The following is a 19706-nucleotide window of genomic DNA, read 5'->3' as shown; positions in this document are numbered from 1 at the left end:
CGCCCCCTTATTTTCCATTTTCGGGCAAAGGCCTATAACCCATGCGAAAGCCTAGACACAATCGGACAAGACCACGCGACCGGGGGCGCCAAGGGAAAATGGCGGATGGCACCGTCTTCCTTTCGAAACCGGAATGCTGCGCGGAAGCCACAGCGCCGAGATATGCGTCGAACCGAAGCGTATCGCCGTTGCGGGGCTGCAGAACCGGTTTTAGCGTGCTTCCCGTGGCGCGCCGCGGGGGCGTCGTGCGCCATGAGTGAACAGGGACGACCGGATCATGGAGATCGTGTTTGCGTATAGCGGCGGCGCCGCCGCCGCCATCGAGCTGGAAGGCCAAGCCACTGTCCTTTGGGCCAATCTCGCTTTCGACGATGCGGCAAAGGCCTCGTTGCGGCGTGACGGCCTCGCCGTCGAGGGGCTGCGGCTGACCGGCCCCTGCCCGTTCCGGCTGCGCATGGTCGATTCGGAGCATCTCGCCGTATCGGCACCTGCCCGGGGCGACAGGGCCGCGCTGCTCGATCTGTGGCAGGTTCACTTCCAGCGCCGGATCGGCCCGATCGGCGGACGCGAAGCCGCCTGAGCTCAGCGGGCGCCCGCGCGCCCGGCGCTCACCTCCGCCAGCACGCCGTCCCAAAGCGTGGTCACCCTCCGGGGATGGCAGCGCTCCGCGACGTCGCGCGCGGCGACGCCGAGCCGGTCGCGTAACGCCGCATCCCCCATCAGCCGGTCCAGTCCCTCCGCCAGTGCGGCGACATCCTCGACGGGCACCAGCAGCCCGTCCTCGCCGGAATGGATGAGATCAGCGGGGCCATATGCGCAGTTGCAGGACAGGACCGGCAGACCCGCGGCCATCGCTTCGCCGAGCGCATTGGGAAAGCCCTCATAGCGGGACGACAGCACGAAGGCATCGGCCTGACCGACCCATTCGCCGGGAGACCGGCTGTTGCCGGCCAAGGATATGCGATGGCCGAGACCATAGCCGGCGATGCGCCGTTCCAGTTCGGGCCGATCGGGCCCTTCACCCCATATACGAAGCATCCAGCGCGGATGGCGATCGGCCACGCGGGCGAAGGCGTCGATCAGCATGTCGAAACCCTTTTGCCGGGTGAGCCGTCCGGTCGCGGCGAGGATGAGGCCGTCCCGCGGCGGCCCCGGGAGCGGCTCGATCACGATGGGATTGGGGATGACATGCGCCCGCCGCCGTGCGGTAGCGCCGAGGCATTCCAGGCTGGCCCGTGTCTGCATCACGATCCCGTCGGCGCGCCGGTGCAGCCGGGAGAGCAGCATCGTCCAGCCGCGGCTTGCCTGCTGGAGCCGGGGATTGTTTCGTTCCGAGATGATCACCCGACGCCGGGTGCCGAGACTGGCGAGCAGAGTCAGGACGTTGATCTTGGTCAGGAAGGAGATGGTGACATCCGGCGCCAGCCGATCCAGCGTCCGGCGCAGCATGCAGGCGCGCCGCAGCGTCGCGAGCAGCCCGCCCAGCCGGCGATCGCTGGCGATGCCCAGCCGCTCTAGGCGGACCCGCGGATCGAGCCCGTGGAAGATCGGTGCGGCCGCGCTATCGAAAGAGATCAGCGTTACGCGGTGACCGCGCCCCACCCAGTCCGCGCTGAGCAGGCTGACGACGCGTTCCGCACCTCCCGCCCCGAGGCCGGCGATGACGAGCGCGATGTGGAGAGGAGCCACGGCCCGGCCCTGCGCCGGTGCCAATGTGCGAGGCTGCTCGTTCACCGGCGTTCTCAGGCGCGCGCGAGTTTCATCATTTTGCGTCTGCGCGTCGCCGGGCCGCTATCCTTTGCCGCCTCGACCGACGCGGCAATCGCCAGCAGGACCGGAACCGACCAGAGCCGCGCATACATGTGCGGGCTCGCATTGGATGCCAGGATGAAGGTGACCGACACGGACAGGGTATAGGCCGCGGCAATGCGGTCGCGTCCATAGGCCATGACGCCAGCGCAGATGATCACCGAAAGCATCAACAACCAGCCGAAAAGCGAAAGGAGACCGCCTTCCGCCCATAACAGCAGATACATGTTGTGCACCGGCGCCTTATATTCGCTGATCACGCGATATTGATCGGCGCCGACGCCGACGAGCATATGATCCTCGACGATGCGCCACGCCTCGATCATCAGCTTCAGACGCCCTTCGAACGTGCCGGCCTCCGAAATATCGCCATTGCCGATCGCATTGCCGACGCGCTCGACGAAGATCGACGGCAGACCTACGCCGCGGGCGATCAATATGCCTGCGATTACGGCGCTGCCGGCGGCCGCGATCAGGCCGGTGCGCAGCCGGAAGCGGATTCCGCCGGCGACCACGAACATGGCGATGGCCAGCGACGCGCTGCTGAAGGCCGTGAAGGACGCGGTGAGCACGATGCCGAGGATCAGCACCGCCAACCAGCCGAGCATCAGCAGATCGCCGACGCGCTGCTTGGCATGCAGGAACAGCACCGCCGGGATAGCCATGGCCAGCACGGCGCCATTCCAGTTCGCATCGCTGGCAAACGCGCCGAGCCGTCGGCCACCGGAGAGGAAATCCAGGCCGAACAGCGCCCGCGCATCGTTGAATGTGCCCGTATAGGTGAAATAGACGATCGCGCCGAACAGGTTCATCGCGAAGACGCCCCAGACAAATGCCTTGATAAGCGTCGCGGTTTGATCCGGCCCGCGACGCAGGAGGATCATCGGCAGGACGATCCACGCGAAGAGATACTGCGCCGCGACGATCAGCCAGCGCGACGGCGTCGGACACACGATCGAGCCGATCAGCAGGCCACCGACGAGCATGATGAAGCCGGCGAACCAGAAGCGGGTCAGGAACCGGAACGGCTCCAGCGGCATGCGATGGGCAAGGACGAGTTGGCCGAAGCCGAGCAGGAACAGCGCGTCGCTGGCGGTGAACATGATGTCCTGCGACGGCCGCCACGTCAGATAGCAGGAAAGGAAGATCGCAGCGAGGATCGACAGCGGCATGGCGCTGCCTGCCTGGACCCGGCCGGAATACTGCGTCAGCATGAGCCTACCTGCGTCGTGGCACCCTTCTCACGATAGATGCGCTGGTGGAAGATCGCCTGATAGGGGCCACGCTCGAGAAATCTGTAGATGAAGTGCGTCATCGCGAAGGAGGCCGCGAACACGGCGATGGCAAAAGCCGTCATCGACAAGGCGATATTGTCCGTGAACCAGCCGCAGCGCACGAACAGCATCCGCAACAGATAATAAGCGAAGGGATGCACCAGATAGAGGCTGTAGCTGACATCGCCGGCATAGCGGAAGAAGCGGCCGCCGAGAAGATGGGCGGTGGCGCTGCCCGGCCGCAGCGCAAGATAGAAATAGAGCGTGATCGCGGCCAGCGTGAGCGGCACGACCGGATTGAGAAACTGCCGCCAGGAGGAATAGTCGAAATGCGCGCGGCTCGCGAAATAGGCGAGAAATCCGAAGCAGACGATTTCGGCCACGCGGCTCGTCGCGGTCGGCCGCGAAGCGGCCGGCATCGCCAAGCGCATGGCGATACCGACGAGGAAATAGACCGTGATGGGAAAGGCGATCAGGAAGGCCGCCGCCGCCAGCAGGGAGAGGCCACCGAGCAGCTTGTCGCGCCGCCGCACGCCGAAGGCGATAACGAGCCCGGTGAGTACGTAAAAGCACGCCTCGTAACTGAGGCTCCAGGCGTTGGGCGTGAGTTGTTCGGTGCCCGTGAAAAGATTGAGGAACAGCAGCCCAGCGACGATGCTCTCGACATTGTTGAGATGCGCGTAGGCATTGGTCGTGTAGTTCAGCCCGACGAACAGGATCGAGAGCACGAAGAACAACGGATAGATGCGTACGAACCGGCGCAGGGCGAATTCGCGCAGATCATAGCGTGTCGCGCTCTGGAGGATAACGAAGCCACTGATGACGAAGAAGATTTCGACGCCGAACGTACCGAAATTCCACGGATGCTCGATAATGCGAACATAATCGGCGTGATCCGGATAGATATGCCGTGCGGTGCCGCCGAAGATGTGGGCGGCGAGCACGAAGATCGACGCGATGCCGCGCAGGCCATGTGCTGCGACATTGAACTCGCCGCTCTTGCTGCCGACAGGCCGCGCCCTATGCGAGGATATCAAAACCTCGCCCGGCACGCCATGCCCGATGGAACCAGAAGTCACCCCGTCGCCCCCAAAAGCCGCTCGACAGACGTTCGCGGGCAAGACTAGGCGATGGCTCTGTGGCGACATAACGCTCTTGCGAGGCGAAGGGGGCCAAGAGAGGCAGATCGCCGGCGCCGGCGGCGATTGCGATCTACCTCTCCCGGATTAGCCGGGCGCCTTGCGGCGCCACCGCGTCAGGCGAACAGGAAGTCCGTCGCCGAGAAGCTGGCGGCACTCAGCACATGGCTGGGATCGGCCACCGTGATGCTGAAATGCTGGCCGGCGGACGTCACCACATTGAGGGAAACGTCGCCATTCGCGAGATCCGTGGCGAAGACGGTACCTAGACCGCCGCCGGCATGATAGCTGGTGACGCCCAGCTTCTCGAGCACGATCTTGTCGATGCCACGTTCGAAATCCTCGATCGTATCGCCGCCATCCAGCGCACCCGCGCCCTTGAAGCTGAACCAGTCCGCCCCGGCGCCGCCCCACAGCTTGTCGCTGCCGAGTTCGCCCATGATCCGATCGAAACCGGCATCGCCGTGAATCTCGTCATTGCCGGCGCCGCCGATCATGATGTCGTTGCCGCTGCCGCCATACATGACGTCATTGTCGCCCTCGCCATTCATCGAGTCCGCGCCGTTGCCGCCATAGAGATGATCATTGCCGAGGCCGGCCTGGATATTGTCGTTTCCATCGCCGCCGTAGAGCTGGTCGACACCATATTCGACCGACAATATATCATCGCCAGAACCGCCTTCGAGATGGTTGTTGCCGTCGCCGCCATCGACACGGTCGTTGCCGGCGCCGCCGTAGAGATGATCGTCGCCGGCCTGCCCCTTCAGCTTGTCGGCGCCATCTTCGCCATAAATCCAGTCATTACCGGCACCGCCGCCCACAGCCTGGGTAGTCAACTTGCCTGTTGCCGGATTGACCTCATTGAGGAAGCCGTCATCGCCGGCACCCGCGTAGATGATGTCGTCACCATAACCGCCGTCGATATAGTCGCGGCCGTCGCCGGCATAGATGACGTCGTTGCCGGCATCCCCCAATATCTGGTCATGACCGTCACCGGCATCGATGATATCATTATCGTCTCCACCCGAGAAGATATCGTTGCCGAGTCCTCCGATCAGATGATCGCGACCGGCAGCACCATCGAGAAGATCATTGCCATCACCGCCATAGAGCGTGTCGTCACCGGGGTTTCCACGCAGGAAATCGTTGCCGGCGTCCCCGTAGACGGTGTCATTCCCATCTCCGCCCTCGACATGATCGTCGCCGAGTCCGGCGTAGACCAGATCATTGCCCCCCATTCCATTGATGTCGTCGGCGACCGACGTGCCGATGATCGTTTCCGCAGCAGCAACACCAACAAATTTCATTTTTTTCTCCTGAAGCGCGACCTCATGCCCCCGCCCAATCGACGGCGGCAATAAGCCGCTGACGAAAAAGACTAAGGCTTTCCATTTTGATGAGATCAGTTGCGCTTCAGGTGCGACGACCACAAATGACGTTGATTCGTCATAGTTAATATGACTTCAACTCTCTAAATCAGTCTTGGATTTATTCTGTTATTTTTCAAAGCATGGCGAAATTATTCTGATAGCTACTGGAAAGAATGGGCGCTAACTTATGTTATCGATCCAGCCTAATCGTTGCGTGGCCGATATTCAAGCCGTCGAATCAATCGGCCGCATGCGCCCGGCATGCGATCTCGCAGACACATGGGTCGAGCGTGGGGTGCCCGCTCAATTCTGCGCGTCGAGGCTCAGAATCTGCTTTCCCCGATTGCGGCCTTCGAATAGCCGCAACAAAGCCGCCGGCGCTTGATCCAGGCCATGCACGACGTCCTCAGGTGCCTTGAGCCTGCCCTCGGCCAGCCACTTCGCCAACCGCTTATAGGCCCAGGGGAACTCCTCCTTGTAATCGAATACGATCAGGCCCTCCATCCGCGCGCGCCGGAACACGAGATTCATGTAGTGGGAAGGTCCGGGCGGCAGGCTCGATTCCGAATAGATGGCGATGGCACCACACACGACCACGCGCGCGTGGGTTGCGATGAGCGGCAACAGATTGTCGAATGTCGGGCCGCCCACATTGTCCCACAGCACGTCGATCCCGTTGGGCACGAGCGGACGTATCTGCTTGCGGATCGGCCCGGCGCGATAATCGACGGCGGCGTCGAATCCGATCTCCTCGACCAGCCAGCGGCATTTATCCTCACCGCCTGCAATGCCGACGACATGGCAACCGGCCAGCTTGGCGAGCTGCCCGGCGACGAGGCCGACCGCGCCCGCGGCGCCGGTGATCACGACGGTATCACCGGGAAAAGGTTTGGCGATCCTGTTCAAGCCGAAAAAGGCAGTGTAGCCGGTCAGGCCGAGAATGCCGAGATGGGCCAGCAACGGGCCATCGCCATCGATCCGTTCCAGCTCGGCGGCAGGCTGGACCGCATAATCCTGCCAGCCGAGGTAGCCGAGCACCATGTCGCCAACCCCCATACCCGCGGCGCGCGAGACAACCACCTGGCCGATGCCATAAGCCCGCATCACCTCGCCCAGCGCCGTCGGCGCTACATAATCGGCGACATTTTCCATCCAGCCCTTCTGGGCGGGATCGACGCTGAGATGCAGCACGCGGACCAACACCTCGCCCTCCTCGAGAGCGGCGGCGTCGACGTCCCCCTCGTCCCAGCGGAAATCGGAGTGCAATATGGGGCGTCCGAGCGGACGCTCGGCCAGCAACCAGCGGCGATTGCGGATCCTCATGCCATTCCGCCGCTTCAGGCCGCGACGTCTTCGCTCGGCGCCCGGACGCCGAGCGATCGGGCAATCTCGGCGAGACGCGCCTCCTTCTCCGCCAAAGTCAGCGGGCCGCCCTGCGGCCAGACATGCGGCCCCCAGAGCACGATATTGCCAAAACCCTCCGCCCGGAACTGATCGACGAGTTCAGGGTCCGGATGTTCGGGGCGTAGATAATAAGTGAGCGCGCCGGTCTTGCCCGCCTTGCTCCGCTCTGCCTCGATCCGATCACGTAGCGCCAGCGCCTCGGGGAGCGAAACCATCGCCGAATTCATCCAGGCATCGGCGACGCGAACCACCCGGCGCAGCGCCGGGCCCGTGTTGCCGCCGCAGACCAGCGGCACCGGCGTCGGATCGCGCGTGACCTGCTGCTCCACCGGATAGGCGAAATGGGCGCCCTCGTGCCGGAAATAGCCGCCCGCCCAGGCTTTTTGCAATATCTCGATCGTCTCGTCCAGGCGGCTGCCGCGCTCGGCGAAGGGGATGCCGAGAATGTCGAACTCCTCTTCCAACCAGCCCGCGCCGGTGCCGAGCCGAAAGCGGCCGCCGGAGACGTGCCAGGCCGTCGCCGTCGCGCGGGCGAGCAGCAGCGGCGGCATCAGCGGCACGATGGTGATCGCGGTGCCGAGCTTGAGCCGGCGCGTCGCCCCCGCCACCGCGCCGAGCAGGAACCAGGGATCCTGCAAGGTGACATGGGGTCCGAGAATATCGTCCTCCTTCACCTCCGAGCTGCCATGCGTTCCGGGATGCGCGCTACGATAGCTGGCCGGATTGACGTAATGCTCGCCCAGCCAGAGGCCCTCGAAGCCCAGTCGTTCGGCCGCCTGCGCAAGCGCGAGCAGCTCTTCGGGCGGATAATTGTAGGTCTGGATACCGACGGTGCCCGTCATGCTGCTTTCTCCTCTGCCGGCTGCCATTGCGGCAGGACGACGTCCTGTCCCTTATCTTCGAACCACACGCGCATCGCCTGGCCGATTTCCAACGCGGGCGTACCGGGTATCATTCCGGTCAGCCGAACGTCTGGCGCATCGTCGAGCGCGACCAGCACGACCGTGTAGGGCGCCGGAAAGGCCGGATGGACCTGGTGTGCGACGGTGGTGAAGCCGTAGAGCGTGCCGCGTCCGCTCGCCTGCCGCCAGGTGACGGGCTCTCCGGCGTCGCAGGACGGACAATAGGGCAGCGGCGGATGCACCGCCCGCTCGCAGGACGGGCAGGCGGCATAGACCAGCCGCCCCTCGCGTGCTGCAACGAAGAAAGGGGCAGTGTCGCGATCGTCAGTCACCGGGAGCATCAGGCGGCCTTTCTGAGGATCGCGCCCGATCCCACCGGGAACAGGCCGCTGGTGCAGAGCGCGGTCTCCACACCGGCGATCTGGTTCGCCGCCTCACCACGCAGCTGGCGGACCGCCTCGACGATGTGGTTCATGCCGTGGACATAGCCTTCCGACATGTTGCCGCCCGCGGTGTTGATCGGGATGCTGCCGTCACGCCGGATCGCACCGGACGCGGCAAAGGCGCCGCCTTCGCCTCTGCCGCAGAAGCCGAACGCCTCGAGCTGCAGGAGAACGCTGATCGTGAAACAATCGTAAAATTGCGCCACGTCGATATCGGACGGCCCCAAGCCGGCGCGGCGGTAGAGCTCACCTGCCGCGGCGCGCCCGCCAATATCACCGAGATCATGGCGGGTGAGCGCCGAGAACATCATGCCCGCGCGAAAGTCCTCGGGTCCGCCGCCGGCAACCGCACGGATCGTCACGGGAGGCTGGCGCAGATCGCGTGCCCGATCGGCCCGCGTCAGCACCACGGCGCACGCACCGTCGCTCTCCAGGCAGAAATCGAACAGGCGCAATGGCGATGCGATGATCCGGGAGGCGAGATATTGCTCCATGCTCAGCGGGCGATCGTGCATCTGCGCATGCGGCGTTCGATTTGCGTTTTCGCGGCAGGCGAGCGCGATCGCGCCGAGCTGCTCCGCGGTCGAGCCATAGTCGTACATGTGCCGCTGTGCGAGGATCGCGAAGAACTGGCCCGGCGTCATCATGCCATAGGGCAGATAATATTCGTCATAGCTACCGCGCCCGCCGACCCGCATGTCCGCCGCGGCCGGCGCGCCAACGCCGAAGCGTGCCTCCGACCGACCGTTGAGCGAGCGGAAGCAGATCACGGCATTGGCTTGGCCGGAGAGCAGCGCGGCGACGGCGATGCCCAGTTGCATGCAAGGCGCCGTTCCGCCCGGGCCGGTGTCTGCCCAGAAGGAAAGCCTGTCGAGACCGAGCGAGGCGGCGAGGCCGGCCGTCGTCACCACATCCATGTCGCAGCGCACGATGCCGTCGATATCCGCAGCCGTCAGCCCCGCATCGGCGATCGCCGCCCGTGCCGCCTCGGTCGCGAGCGCAAGCACGCTGCGTCCCGAGTCCTTCGAAAATTCGGTGCTGCCGATGCCGACGATGGCCGTCCTGTCACGCGCGGCGACGGCGAGATCGTCCGCTGCCATATGCCCTCTCTCCCGCTGCGTCATTGCTCGCCACTAGCGGTAGCCTTTTCGCGCGGCGCCTCCACCTAGCGCTTTTGTCCGGTGACGAACGAGGGTGGTGCCACCTCCCGCAAGCGCGAGGGAAAACGCATCCGGCCGGCCACATGTGATGGTGCCGACCGACGCTGCCGAAAATCAGCTGTTGAGGCCGATATAGCCGAGCTGTGCAGCCTTGAAGACGGTCTGGCTGCGGTTGACCGCATCCAGCTTCATCGCCGCATTGTGAATGTGGAACCGGACGGTGGCGCGGCTGCGCGACATGATCATGCCGATCTCGAGATCGGTCTTGCCGACTGCCGCCCAGCGCAGGCACTCCACTTCGCGCTTGGAGAGCATGGTGCCGACCGGTACCCGCTCCGGCGAGACCATCACCCGGCAATAGCTGGTCACGAACGCGCGCAGGCACAGCCCCAATATGTCGCCATAGGCCGCGAAGATGTCGGAAAGATCGACGAGGCTGCGATCGCGCGGGGTGATGCTGGCTGCACCGATCACGCCGAACGGCATGTGCACCGGGACGAGGATCGCGGCATGAGTGAGTGCCCGCCGCTCGAAATCCTGCAGGCCGATGCCGGCAAGCTGCGGATTGGGAAGCAGTGTGTGGAAACCACCGGCATTGCACCAGAAGGGCTCGCTCTCGTAGCGGCAGGCAGTGGGCAGCGGGGAATCGAGCGCGAGGCGCGGCAGGCGCCACCAGCGATCCTCCTCTTCCTCCGTCCATCCGAATACGCTCGTCGCGAGCATCGCGCCGTCGGCATCGCGCATAGGCCGATTGCTTGCGATATTGTGACAGATGGCGATCCGCCACGCACCCATCGAATCCACCAGTGCCTTCAGCGCAATAGCCGCGCGCCGCACGTCCTGCGGCGACGTGATCCGCATCGCCGCCACATCCTTCAGGTCGCTCATCCTCTCAGGGCCCTTCTCCGGGTTCGCTCTGCCTATCGAAGCTATCCGAAAGCGCAGGGGATGACAAGTTTCTTATCATATTTATCCTAGGTTGCGCTTAGCACTGGAAATCCTTGTCATTCTGTGAGTTTCGAACGGCCCGAAGTCGCGATAGACTGAAGGCATGGACCAGGATTCGACCTTGATGGGGCGCCGCGCCGATCGGCCGATTCTCGATTTTCCGCTGAACCCACATTATGGCCACGGCATCGCACGCCGACGCATCCGGCTGGTAGGCAGCCCTGGGATGGTGCAGTCCGTGCTAGCCGATATCTTTCACGAGATGCGCTGCACGATCACCCATGACGGCGATCGGGTTACGGCCATTCACGGCGAGACGATTCGTATCCCGACCAGCGCCTGTCCAGCGGCGGCCGCCATGCTGGAAGAGCTGAAGGGGATGCCGATCGACATCACCGCCGCCGATCTCTTTGCCGGCGGGCGGGCGCAGCGGAACTGCACCCATTTGTTCGATCTCGCCGCCCTGACCCTCGCCCATGCACGACGCGGCAGCGTGACCCGGATCTACGAGGCGACGGTTCCCGACGAGACGGACGATCCGGTCGACATCGAGGTGCGTCGCGACGAGGTGCCGGTGCATCGCTGGCGCGTGCGCGACGGCGCGATCATCGCGCCAGAGGAGCTGGCCGGGCATCCCGTCGGGCGCGGCTTCACCGGCTGGGCTGCCAAGCGTTTCGAGGGCGATGCGCTGGAGGCCGCCACCGTCCTCTCCCGCACCTATTTCCTCGCTTATGGCCGTGGCTTCTTGCCCGATGCGTCGGATGGCCTACCGGTCGCCACCCAATCCGCGCGTATCGGCGTATGCTACGCCTATGCGCCCGAACGCGCCGCGCTTGCCACTTTTCGGGCTGGGAACGGGCGGGATTTCACCGACGGCGTCGTCGAAACGCCTTGGCATGGCGGGCCGGGACAGTAACCCCGCACATGGACGCCGCCGTCCTTCGCCGCTGGATGCCGGAGCCGATCGTCGAGCATTATGATGCGCGCCGGACGATCCTTTATGCGCTCGGCATCGGCGCCGGGCGTGACGATGCCGATCTGCCCTATGTCTATGAGGCCGGGTTGAAGGCGCTGCCCACTCTGGCGACGGTACTGGCCAGCGAAGGCTTCTGGATGGAGGATCCGCGTTTCGCGCTCGACGCCGCACAGGTCTTTCATGTCGCCGAGGCGCTGGATATTCATCGGCCGCTTCCTGCCGCCGGCGCGGTCGTCGGCCGGATGCGGATCGAGGTGCTGCACCATCGCGGTGCCGGCCGCGGATCCCTGCTGGTGACGGCCCGCACGCTCACCGACGCGGAGACCGGCGCCGTGCTCGCCGTATCGCGCTCGACCATGCTGCTGCGCGGCGACGACGGCGAAGGCACAGGCGATGCGCCACCCCGGCTCGAGCCACCGCTCACCCGCGATGCACCCGACCGGGTCGTGGAGATCGCGACCCGCCCGGAACAGGCCGCCCTCTATCGCCTGTCGGGCGATCTCAACCCGCTGCACCTGCTGCCCGCCGCCGCCGCCGAAGCGGGCTTCGAACGCCCGATTCTTCACGGGCTCTGCACCTTCGGCCTTGCGGGCCGTGCCATAGTGGTGGATCTGGCCGGGGACGAGCCGGAACGGCTGACCCATCTTTCCTGCCGTTTCACGGCACCGGTCTTCCCCGGCGAAACCATCGCGATCGAGACATGGCGGCAGGACGATGGGGCGGCCCGCTTCCGCGCTCGCGTTCCGGAACGCCGGGCGATCGTGCTCGACGGCGGGGCGGTGCGATGGCGATGAGCCGGCCGCGCCGGCCTATCCCTGTTCGTACCGGGCGGAGCCGCCTATGATGAGGAAATTTGCCCGCCCCTCCGCGAAAGACGACAAGGAGAATAGATCCATGGGGAGGAACCGGAGGGAAGATGCGCCGCGCGAGGGGGGCAGGAACACCCGCCCGCCGATCGCAGCGGATAGCGATGGCGGCCTGTCGGGGCGTTCTTTCAAGACCGCCGAACTCGTCGCCTTCGATATCGTGCGCGAGATCGTCGATAAGCAGATGGCACCGGGCAGCCGCCTGCCCCACGAAGCCGAGATGCTGAGCCACTATCGCGTCAGTCGGGCATCGCTGCGCGAGGCGTTGCGCCTGCTCGAGGTGCAGGGTCTCATCCGATTGCAGCCGGGGATCGGAGTGACCGTCGGCCATGCCTCGCCGCGCAATCTCGGCCGCACCATGACTTTGTTCTACCAGATGAACGGCGCGAGCTACGAGGAGCTGCTGGTCGCCTGGACGCTGACCGAGCCGTTGCTCGCCGAACTCGCCGCGCGCAATCCGGATACGGCGAAACGCGAGGCCATGCTGCGTCCCTTCTTGGCCGCAACAACACAGGAAAACGGCCCGCAGGCGATCAACGACGGCCTCGCCTTCCACGACGCCATCGCCGAGCTCGCCGAGAATCGTGCGCTGGCGATCACCTACCGCGGGATCGGCTTCATCGTTTCCGACCATATGCTGATGAGCAAGGACCGCACCCAGCTCGAAACCTTCATAACCGAGGAGCATGCCGAGATCTCGGCCGCGGTGATCGCCGGCGACGGCAAGACCGCTCAAGCGCTGATGGCCAAGCATGTCGAACATGTCGTCGAGGATTTCCGAGCTTATTGGCCGGCCAAGCTTGGCGAGCGGGTGCGGTGGCGGTAAGTGGCCCGCCATGCTGAAGCAAGTTCAGCATGATGGAAATGCAACGGACGGTTCCCCCGAGACCGGGCGAGACCGGCTTTCGCCGGGATCGCGTCTTTGGAGTGGCGCTACTGCGCCGACATGCCACCGTCGATCACCAGCTCGGCGCCTGTCACGAACTGCGCTTCGTCCGAGCAGAGATAGACGGCCGCCCAGGCGACATCGTCCGGCTTGCCGACCCTCCCGACCGGCACCTGGCGCGCCAGCTTGGCGAGCATCGCCTCTCGCTCCACACCGCCGGCAAGGCCGTCGATCAGCGGCGTATCGATGAAGGTGGGGTGGAGCGAATTGCACGTCACCGCATAACCCTGCTTCGCGCAGTGCAGCGCGACCGACTTGCTGAGATGACGCACCGCTGCCTTGGAGCTGTTGTAGCTCGCCATATTGGCGCCCGCGACCATCGCGGAGATGGAAGAAATGTTGAGGATGCTGCCGCGCTCACCTTGCGCCGCCGTGCTGCGCGCGATCAGCGGCAGGGCGATGTGGCAGCCGAGGTACACCGCGTCCAGATTGACGGCGTGAGTCCGGCGCCAGGCAGCGAGGTCGGTTTCCTCAATCGTACCCGGTATGCAGATGCCGGCGTTGTTGACGAGGATGTGAAGCCCGCCCCATGCCTGTTCGGCCGCATTGATCGCCTCAGTCCAGTCCGCTTCGAGGGTGACGTCGTGATGCGCGAAGGGCATGCCCAGCGCGTCCGCCCGATCGCACACCGCCGCCGCGTCGCGATCGGTGAGCAGCACCCGCGCACCCTCGCGCACGAACCGCGTAGCGATCGCGAGGCCGAGACCGGACGCAGCGCCGGTCACCAGCGCCGTCTTGCCGGCAAGCCGCCCGCTCTGCGCTGCCTCGCTCGGTCTGTCCGTCATACTGCCTCCTCCTGTCATGCCCGCGTCAGCGCACACCGATATCACGCATAGCCATGGCGTGCGTGCGAAGGCGCCGCACCCCACCAATCGGACAGGTGCCCCGCCGGACGATTTCTGCTGAATACGGCGCTCGGAACCCTATCTCCACGGCATGGCGCCTGGCCCGCGAAAGGACGAAGATTGAACGACGTTGCCGAGCAGAAAGCGCCGAACGCCTATCTCGGCGCGTCCGGCGAGATGCTGTCGGGTTTCGAGATCGATCCCGCTGCGCTCGCCGGCTTTCTGCGCGAGCGCGATGTGGATGGGGGCGAGGGGATCGTCATCCGCCAGTTTCAGGGCGGCCAATCCAACCCCACCTATCTGGTCCGCACCGACGCCGCCGCCTATGTGCTGCGGCGCCGCCCGCCCGGCGTGCTGCTCGCCTCCGCCCACGCCATCGATCGCGAATATCGCATCATCAGCGCGCTGCACGCCGCCGGCTTGCCCGTTCCCCGGCCCATCGCCTATTGCGACGACACTGCCGTCATCGGCAGCGCCTTCTACCTCATGGCTCATGTCGAGGGCCGCATCTTCTTCGACAACAGCCTGCCCGACCTCGCGCCAGAGGAGCGCGCCGCGGTCTATGATTCCGCCAACGCCACCCTCGCCCGCCTCCACGCCCTCGATCCCGCTGCGCTCGGCCTCGAGGATTTCGGCCGGCCGGGCAATTATCTCGCCCGCCAGGTCGCCCGCTGGTCGCGTCAGTACGAAGCCTCGAAGACCATCGAGGTTCCGGCGATGGACAAGGTCATAGCCTGGCTCGCCGCCAACGTGCCGCCCGAGGTGCCGGCGCGCATCGTCCATGGCGACTATTCGCTCCACAACCTGATCTTCCGTCCCGACCGGCCCGAGGTCGCCGCGATCATCGACTGGGAGCTCGCTACGCTGGGCGATCCGATCGCCGACCTCACCTATCATGCGATGGAATGGTATCGCCCGCCCGGCATCGATCCGCGCGGCTCGCTGGCCGCCGCCGATCTCGATCGCCTGGGCATCCCCCCGCTCGACGCCTATGTCGCGCGCTACTGCGCCCGCATCGGCCGCGGCCCCATCGCCGATCTCGGCTATTACAAGGCCTTCAACCTGTTCCGCGTCGCCGCCATCATCCAGGGTGTCGTCGCCCGCCAGCAGGGCGGCAATGCGGTCGATCCCCAGGCGGTCGAGCAGGCCGCGCGCGTCGCGCCACTGGCCGAAGCTGCCTGGGCCGCGGCCTGCGAAGCCGGCGCAACCGACACTCACGCGAAAATGGACAGCAGCATATGATCAAGCCGGGAAGTCGCTGGAAGAGCCGGGTCTGCACAGCGGAAGCGGTGCTCATCCGCCCACCCAAGAGCGAGGGCCTGCCCCAGTGCGGCGGCGTCGACATGGCGCCGGTCGGCGAGGAGGCCGCGCCGGCCGATATGCAGCCCGGCCTCGACCAGGGCTGCGTGGTCGGCAAGCGCTACCGATCCGAGGCGACCGGCATCGAGCTGCTCTGCACCAAGGCCGGCCAGGGATCGCTCGGCTTTGCCGGCGCCGCGCTGGACCCGGTCGAAGCCAAGAAGCTCCCCTCCTCCGACTGAGGCCGTCATGCGCATCCCTCTCCTGCTCGAGCTTGCCGCCGAGGCCGTTCCCGACCGCATCGCCATCGACGGTAGCGAGGGCGCGCTGAGCTATGCCGCGCTTCAGGCCCGGGCGCAGGCCTTCGCCGCCTCGCTGGCCGGATCGCCGGCCGCCCATATCGGCTATCTCGGGGTCAATGCGCCCGCGCTGCCGGTGGCGCTCTTCGGCGCCGCGCTCGCCGGTTTGCCCTTCTGCCCGCTGAACTATCGCTTGCCGGACGAGACTCTGCGCCGCCTTGCCGCGCGGCTCGCCCCCGCGCTGATCGTCGCCGACGAGGCGATGGCCGATCGCCTTGCCGGCATCCACGGCATCGAGATCCTGCCCCGCGATGCGCTGTGGCGGCTGACGGAGACGCCGGCCGACGGATTCGTCCCCGTCGAAGGCTCCGACATCGCCGTGCTGCTGTTCACCAGCGGTACCTCGGGCGAGCCCAAGGCGGCGCTGCTGCGCCACGAGAATCTCACCTCCTATGTTTTCCAGACGGTCGAGTTCCTCGGCGCGGACGAGGATGAGGCTGCGCTGGTCAGCGTGCCGCCCTATCATGTCGCGGCCGTCTCGGCGCTGCTCACCTCGGTCTATAACGGGCGCCGTATCGTCCAGCTCGAAAGCTTCCAGCCGGAGGCCTGGGTCGACAGCGCCCGCCGCTTCGCTGTCACCCATGCGATGCTCGTGCCGACCATGCTCGGGCGCGTGCTCGACGTGCTCGAAACGGCCCAGGCGACCTTGCCCAGCCTGCGGGCGCTGGCTTATGGCGGCGGGCGCATGCCGTTGCCGGTGATCCGTCGCGCGCTCGACCTGCTGCCCGGCGTCGCCTTCACCAACGCCTATGGGCTGACCGAGACCAGCTCCACCCTTTCCATCCTCGGGCCCGAAGACCATGACGCCGCCCGCTCGGGCGAGGAGGAGTCGCTGCGCCGGCTCGGCTCGGTCGGCCGGCCGGTGCCGGGCGTCGCGGTCGAGATACGTGATCCCGACGGCCGCGTACTCGCTGCTGGCGAGCCCGGCGAGATCTGGGTGCGCGGCGAACAGGTGTCGGGCGAATATGTCGGCCGCAAGGCCACCGACGACGCCGGCTGGTTCCCGACCCGCGACCTGGGCTGGTTCGACGAGGCGGGCTATCTCTTCATCGACGGCCGGCTCGACGACGTCATCGTGCGCGGCGGCGAGAACATCTCGCCCGGCGAGATCGAGGACGTGCTGCGCCAGCATCCTGCCGTCGCCGACGTCGCGGTGATCGGTGCGCCCGACCAGGAATGGGGCGAGCGCATCGTCGCCTTCGCGGTCGCGCAAGGGACAATTCCGGCCGAGGCCGAGTTGCAGGACTGGGTCCGCACCCGCTTGCGCTCCACCAAGGCGCCCCAGCAGATCTTCTTCCGCGACATGCTGCCCTATAACGAGACCGGCAAGCTGTTGCGCCGTACGTTGCGCGACGAACTCGCGGCGGGCTGATAAGAGACGGTATATCTCCCGCTCGTGCTGAGCTTGTCGAAGCACTCCCTTTCTTCTTCCTGCTCGAGTCGCCGATAAGGAAGAAGGAAATGGGCTTCGACAAGCTCAGCCCAAACGGAGCGAGTGGCTTTTTGTCAGATGCCCCCCGCCCGCTCCAGCGCCTCGGCGTAACGCGCCGCCTCATGATGCGCGTCGCCGAACAGCGATGCGAGCAGCATCAGTCGCTTATGGCCGTGACCGATCGCCAGCTCGTCAGAAACGCCCATGCCGCCATGGAACTGGATGCATTCCTCGCCCAGGCGTATGGCGCGCCGGGCGATGAAGCTCTTCGCCCCCGCAATCGCGGCGGCGCGCTCCGTTCCCTCGGCCAGCGCTGCACGATAGAGCTGCGAGCGTGACAGTTCCAGCGCGGCATATTGATCGGCGAGGCGATGCTGGATCGCTTGAAAGCTGCCGATCGCCACGCCGAACTGCTTGCGATTGCGCACATAATCGAGCGTCTCGTCGAAGATGCGGCTCATGATGCCGACCATCTCCGCCATCGCGCCGATCCGGCCGCTGTCGAGCAGCCCCTCAATCGCCGCGAGATCGCCGATCCGCGTGGCAGCGACCGCGTCGAAAACGAGTTCGCTCGCCACCGATCCGTCAATCAGCCGATAGTCGCGCGTCGCAACGCCGGTCGCATCCGCGCGCACCAGATAGAGGCTGTCGCCCCGCTCGTCCCGCGCCGTTACGATCCACAGATCGGCGCCGGCCGCCACCATCGTCTTTCCGCCGCTGAGACGCCCCGCCTGCGCGCGCGTACCGCCGCCGGTGAGCGCAAAGCGCGCGCCATGCTCGGCAAAGGCAAAGGCGACACGGCGGCGTCCATGCAGCACTGCCTCCAGCCATTCGCCCCGCAGCTCCGCAGGGCAGAGCCGCGCGAGCATTGCACCGGCCACGAACACCGTCTCCAGTACCGGCTCGACCGCCAGGCCGCGGCCCAGCGCCTCCATTACCGTCATGATCTCGATCGGGCCGCCTTCAAGCCCGCCCTCCGATTCCGGCCAAGCGAGCGCGAACAGCCCCATTTCGGCCAGCATCTGCATATTCCGGGCCGAATAGCCGCAGGCAGTCGCGCGATAGACGGCACGCGCACCGGCATCATAACGATCGGCCACGAAGCGCTCGACCAGCGTCTTCAACATCTGCTGGTCGTCCGTAAGAGTGAAATCCACGCCTTTTCCCCGATCGAAGTCCCCGGGCGAAGCGCCCGCCATGATCAGCCAGCTTAGAAAGCCACACGCCCCCGACCACTCTGCTAAGCGCCAGTTTCCGCCATCCTCACCTAGCTTTTTTGAGAGAGGCCGATCGGCAGCGGGCATTTCTACAGTGGCGCCATGAACTTGACGCTCAATGCCGAGGAAACCGCGTTTCGCGACGAAGTCCGCGCTTTCCTGTCCGCCCATCTGCCCGAGCGGCTGCGCCGCGGCGCGCGGCTGACGCCGACCGTGTTCGCGGAGCCGGACATCGGGCGCGAATGGCATCGCATCCTCTACGAGAAAGGCTGGATCGGCCATAGCTGGCCGGCGCGGTTCGGCGGCACCGGCTGGGATCCGGTGCGGCGCTACATCTTCGAGAAGGAATGCGCGCTCGCCGACGCGCCGCGCCTGCCGGTGCTGAGCCTGCGCCTGCTCGCACCGGTGCTCCAGCATTTCGGCAGCGCGGCGCAGCAGCAGCGCTATCTACCGCGCATCCTCTCCGGCGAACATTATTGGTGCCAGGGCTTCTCGGAGCCGCAGTCCGGCTCCGACCTCGCCAGCCTGCGCACCCGCGCGGCGCATGACGGCACGCAGTGGGTGCTCAACGGATCGAAGCTGTGGACCACCCATGCCCAGTTCGCCGACCATATCTTCTGCCTGGCCCGCACCGACGCCACGGTGAAGCCGCAGGCCGGCATCAGCTTCTTCCTGGTCGACATGAACCAGCCCGGCGTCGAGGTGCGTCCGATCATCGGCCTCGCCGGCGACCATGAGGTCAACGCCATCTTCCTCGACGATGTGAAGGTGCCCGACGAAGACCTCGTCGGCGAGCCGGGCCAAGGCTGGACGATCGCCAAATTCCTGCTCGAGAATGAGCGGGGCGGCTCCTGCCACGCCCCCGCCCTTCTCGCCCGCCTCGCCCGGCTGCGCGCCGCGGCGGCGGCCTTGCCCGGAGACGATGCGCGGCCGATCGGGGCGGACGCGGCGTTCCAGGCGGCGCTTTGCGACGCGGAGTGCGAGGCGCAGGCGCTGGAAATCACCGAGCTGCGCATCCTCGCGGATATCGCGCAGGGATTGCCGCCCGGCCCGCAGACCTCGCTGGTCAAGATGGTCGCCTCGACCCTGGAGCAGACGATCAGCACGATAGAGATGCGCATGTACGGCTATGCCGGTTTGCAGCTCGCCACCGAACGCCCGCTCTATGGCGAGGCAGCACCCGATCCGGTGCTGAGCATCGACGCGCAGATGGCCGCGCCACGCTATCTCAACAACCGCGCCTGGACGATTTTCGGCGGCTCCAACGAGATTCAGCGGACGATCATCGCGAAGACGGTGCTGGGTCTTTGACCTGAG

The 19706-nt window shown here is 65.9% G+C and carries 19 protein-coding genes; 8 read left to right on the top strand and 11 right to left on the bottom strand.

Annotation, left to right across the window (positions count from 1 at the left end; translation table 11 throughout):
• The first annotated feature begins 277 nt into the window (after window positions 1-277).
• Window positions 278-580 carry a hypothetical protein gene (locus tag GQY20_RS17915; protein ID WP_157218493.1) on the top strand — a complete coding sequence of 101 codons (303 nt, stop codon included), beginning with the start codon at window positions 278-280 and terminating at the stop codon, window positions 578-580.
• 2 nt (window positions 581-582) lie between these two features.
• Here the strand turns inward: GQY20_RS17915 and GQY20_RS17910 are convergent, their stop codons facing one another.
• The 9 genes from GQY20_RS17910 to GQY20_RS17870 all read right to left on the bottom strand — a co-directional run bounded on the left by GQY20_RS17910 (window position 583) and on the right by GQY20_RS17870 (window position 10389).
• Entirely contained in the window at window positions 583-1734 is a 1152-nt protein-coding gene (locus GQY20_RS17910; RefSeq protein ID WP_157218492.1) for a glycosyltransferase family 4 protein, read from the bottom strand.
• Window positions 1735-1742: 8 nt separating this feature from the next.
• Window positions 1743-3023 (bottom strand): O-antigen ligase family protein, encoded by a 1281-nt coding sequence (locus GQY20_RS17905; RefSeq protein ID WP_157218491.1) that lies wholly within the window; start codon window positions 3021-3023, stop codon window positions 1743-1745.
• Window positions 3017-4162, bottom strand: coding sequence for an acyltransferase family protein (locus GQY20_RS17900; RefSeq protein WP_157218490.1), 1146 nt, complete (start codon window positions 4160-4162; stop codon window positions 3017-3019). Before GQY20_RS17900 ends, GQY20_RS17905 begins: the two co-directional genes overlap by 7 nt.
• A 176-nt stretch (window positions 4163-4338) precedes the next feature.
• Window positions 4339-5529, bottom strand: a complete 1191-nt coding sequence (locus tag GQY20_RS17895; protein ID WP_157218489.1) for a calcium-binding protein — start codon at window positions 5527-5529, stop codon at window positions 4339-4341.
• A gap of 366 nt (window positions 5530-5895) precedes the next feature.
• The gene (locus GQY20_RS17890; protein WP_157218488.1) at window positions 5896-6915 is read right to left on the bottom strand and encodes an NADP-dependent oxidoreductase; all 1020 of its coding nucleotides are present in this window, start codon (window positions 6913-6915) and stop codon (window positions 5896-5898) included.
• Window positions 6916-6929: 14 nt separating this feature from the next.
• Window positions 6930-7838, bottom strand: a complete 909-nt coding sequence (locus GQY20_RS17885) for a TIGR03619 family F420-dependent LLM class oxidoreductase (protein ID WP_157218487.1) — start codon at window positions 7836-7838, stop codon at window positions 6930-6932.
• Window positions 7835-8230, bottom strand: a complete 396-nt coding sequence (locus GQY20_RS17880) for a Zn-ribbon domain-containing OB-fold protein (RefSeq protein WP_198351041.1) — start codon at window positions 8228-8230, stop codon at window positions 7835-7837. The genes GQY20_RS17885 and GQY20_RS17880 overlap by 4 nt, the downstream gene beginning before the upstream one ends.
• Before the next feature lie 8 nt (window positions 8231-8238).
• The gene (locus tag GQY20_RS17875; RefSeq protein WP_157218485.1) at window positions 8239-9441 is read right to left on the bottom strand and encodes a thiolase C-terminal domain-containing protein; all 1203 of its coding nucleotides are present in this window, start codon (window positions 9439-9441) and stop codon (window positions 8239-8241) included.
• A gap of 174 nt (window positions 9442-9615) precedes the next feature.
• Window positions 9616-10389: a helix-turn-helix transcriptional regulator gene (locus GQY20_RS17870; RefSeq protein WP_157218484.1), complete on the bottom strand. Its 774-nt coding sequence runs from the start codon at window positions 10387-10389 to the stop codon at window positions 9616-9618.
• Between the two features lie 163 nt (window positions 10390-10552).
• On the opposite strand from GQY20_RS17870, the gene GQY20_RS17865 reads away from it, so the two are divergent.
• The 3 genes from GQY20_RS17865 (at window position 10553) to GQY20_RS17855 (ending at window position 13117) form a co-directional block, all read left to right on the top strand.
• On the top strand, window positions 10553-11365 hold the full coding sequence (locus GQY20_RS17865) for a DUF2889 domain-containing protein (protein WP_157218483.1): 813 nt from the start codon (window positions 10553-10555) through the stop codon (window positions 11363-11365).
• 8 nt (window positions 11366-11373) lie between these two features.
• Window positions 11374-12219 (top strand): MaoC/PaaZ C-terminal domain-containing protein, encoded by an 846-nt coding sequence (locus GQY20_RS17860; RefSeq protein WP_157218482.1) that lies wholly within the window; start codon window positions 11374-11376, stop codon window positions 12217-12219.
• Window positions 12220-12319: 100 nt separating this feature from the next.
• Window positions 12320-13117: a FadR/GntR family transcriptional regulator gene (locus GQY20_RS17855; protein ID WP_198351040.1), complete on the top strand. Its 798-nt coding sequence runs from the start codon at window positions 12320-12322 to the stop codon at window positions 13115-13117.
• A gap of 107 nt (window positions 13118-13224) precedes the next feature.
• Here GQY20_RS17855 and GQY20_RS17850 read toward each other — a convergent pair whose 3' ends face one another.
• A complete protein-coding gene (locus tag GQY20_RS17850; RefSeq protein ID WP_157218480.1) occupies window positions 13225-14022 on the bottom strand; it encodes a glucose 1-dehydrogenase in 798 nt (265 codons plus the stop codon).
• A 180-nt stretch (window positions 14023-14202) separates the two neighbouring features.
• Between GQY20_RS17850 and GQY20_RS17845 the strand changes: the two genes are divergently transcribed.
• The 3 genes from GQY20_RS17845 to GQY20_RS17835 are packed head-to-tail and all read left to right on the top strand — an operon-like array spanning window position 14203 to window position 17112.
• Complete coding sequence (locus GQY20_RS17845) at window positions 14203-15324, top strand: phosphotransferase family protein (protein WP_232476131.1); 1122 nt, start codon at window positions 14203-14205, stop codon at window positions 15322-15324.
• Window positions 15321-15623, top strand: coding sequence for a hypothetical protein (locus tag GQY20_RS17840; protein WP_198351039.1), 303 nt, complete (start codon window positions 15321-15323; stop codon window positions 15621-15623). Before GQY20_RS17845 ends, GQY20_RS17840 begins: the two co-directional genes overlap by 4 nt.
• A 7-nt stretch (window positions 15624-15630) precedes the next feature.
• Entirely contained in the window at window positions 15631-17112 is a 1482-nt protein-coding gene (locus GQY20_RS17835; RefSeq protein ID WP_157218479.1) for a class I adenylate-forming enzyme family protein, read from the top strand.
• 134 nt (window positions 17113-17246) lie between these two features.
• Here GQY20_RS17835 and GQY20_RS17830 read toward each other — a convergent pair whose 3' ends face one another.
• Window positions 17247-18329, bottom strand: a complete 1083-nt coding sequence (locus tag GQY20_RS17830) for an acyl-CoA dehydrogenase family protein (protein ID WP_198351038.1) — start codon at window positions 18327-18329, stop codon at window positions 17247-17249.
• A 162-nt stretch (window positions 18330-18491) separates the two neighbouring features.
• Between GQY20_RS17830 and GQY20_RS17825 the strand changes: the two genes are divergently transcribed.
• Entirely contained in the window at window positions 18492-19700 is a 1209-nt protein-coding gene (locus GQY20_RS17825; protein WP_157218477.1) for an acyl-CoA dehydrogenase family protein, read from the top strand.
• Window positions 19701-19706: the final 6 nt, after the last annotated feature.

Source organism: Flavisphingomonas formosensis (genome assembly GCF_009755815.1).
Taxonomy (GTDB): domain Bacteria; phylum Pseudomonadota; class Alphaproteobacteria; order Sphingomonadales; family Sphingomonadaceae; genus Flavisphingomonas; species Flavisphingomonas formosensis.
The sequence above is the reverse complement of the archived record's forward strand: the minus strand, read 5'-3'. Positions and strand labels throughout refer to the sequence as shown.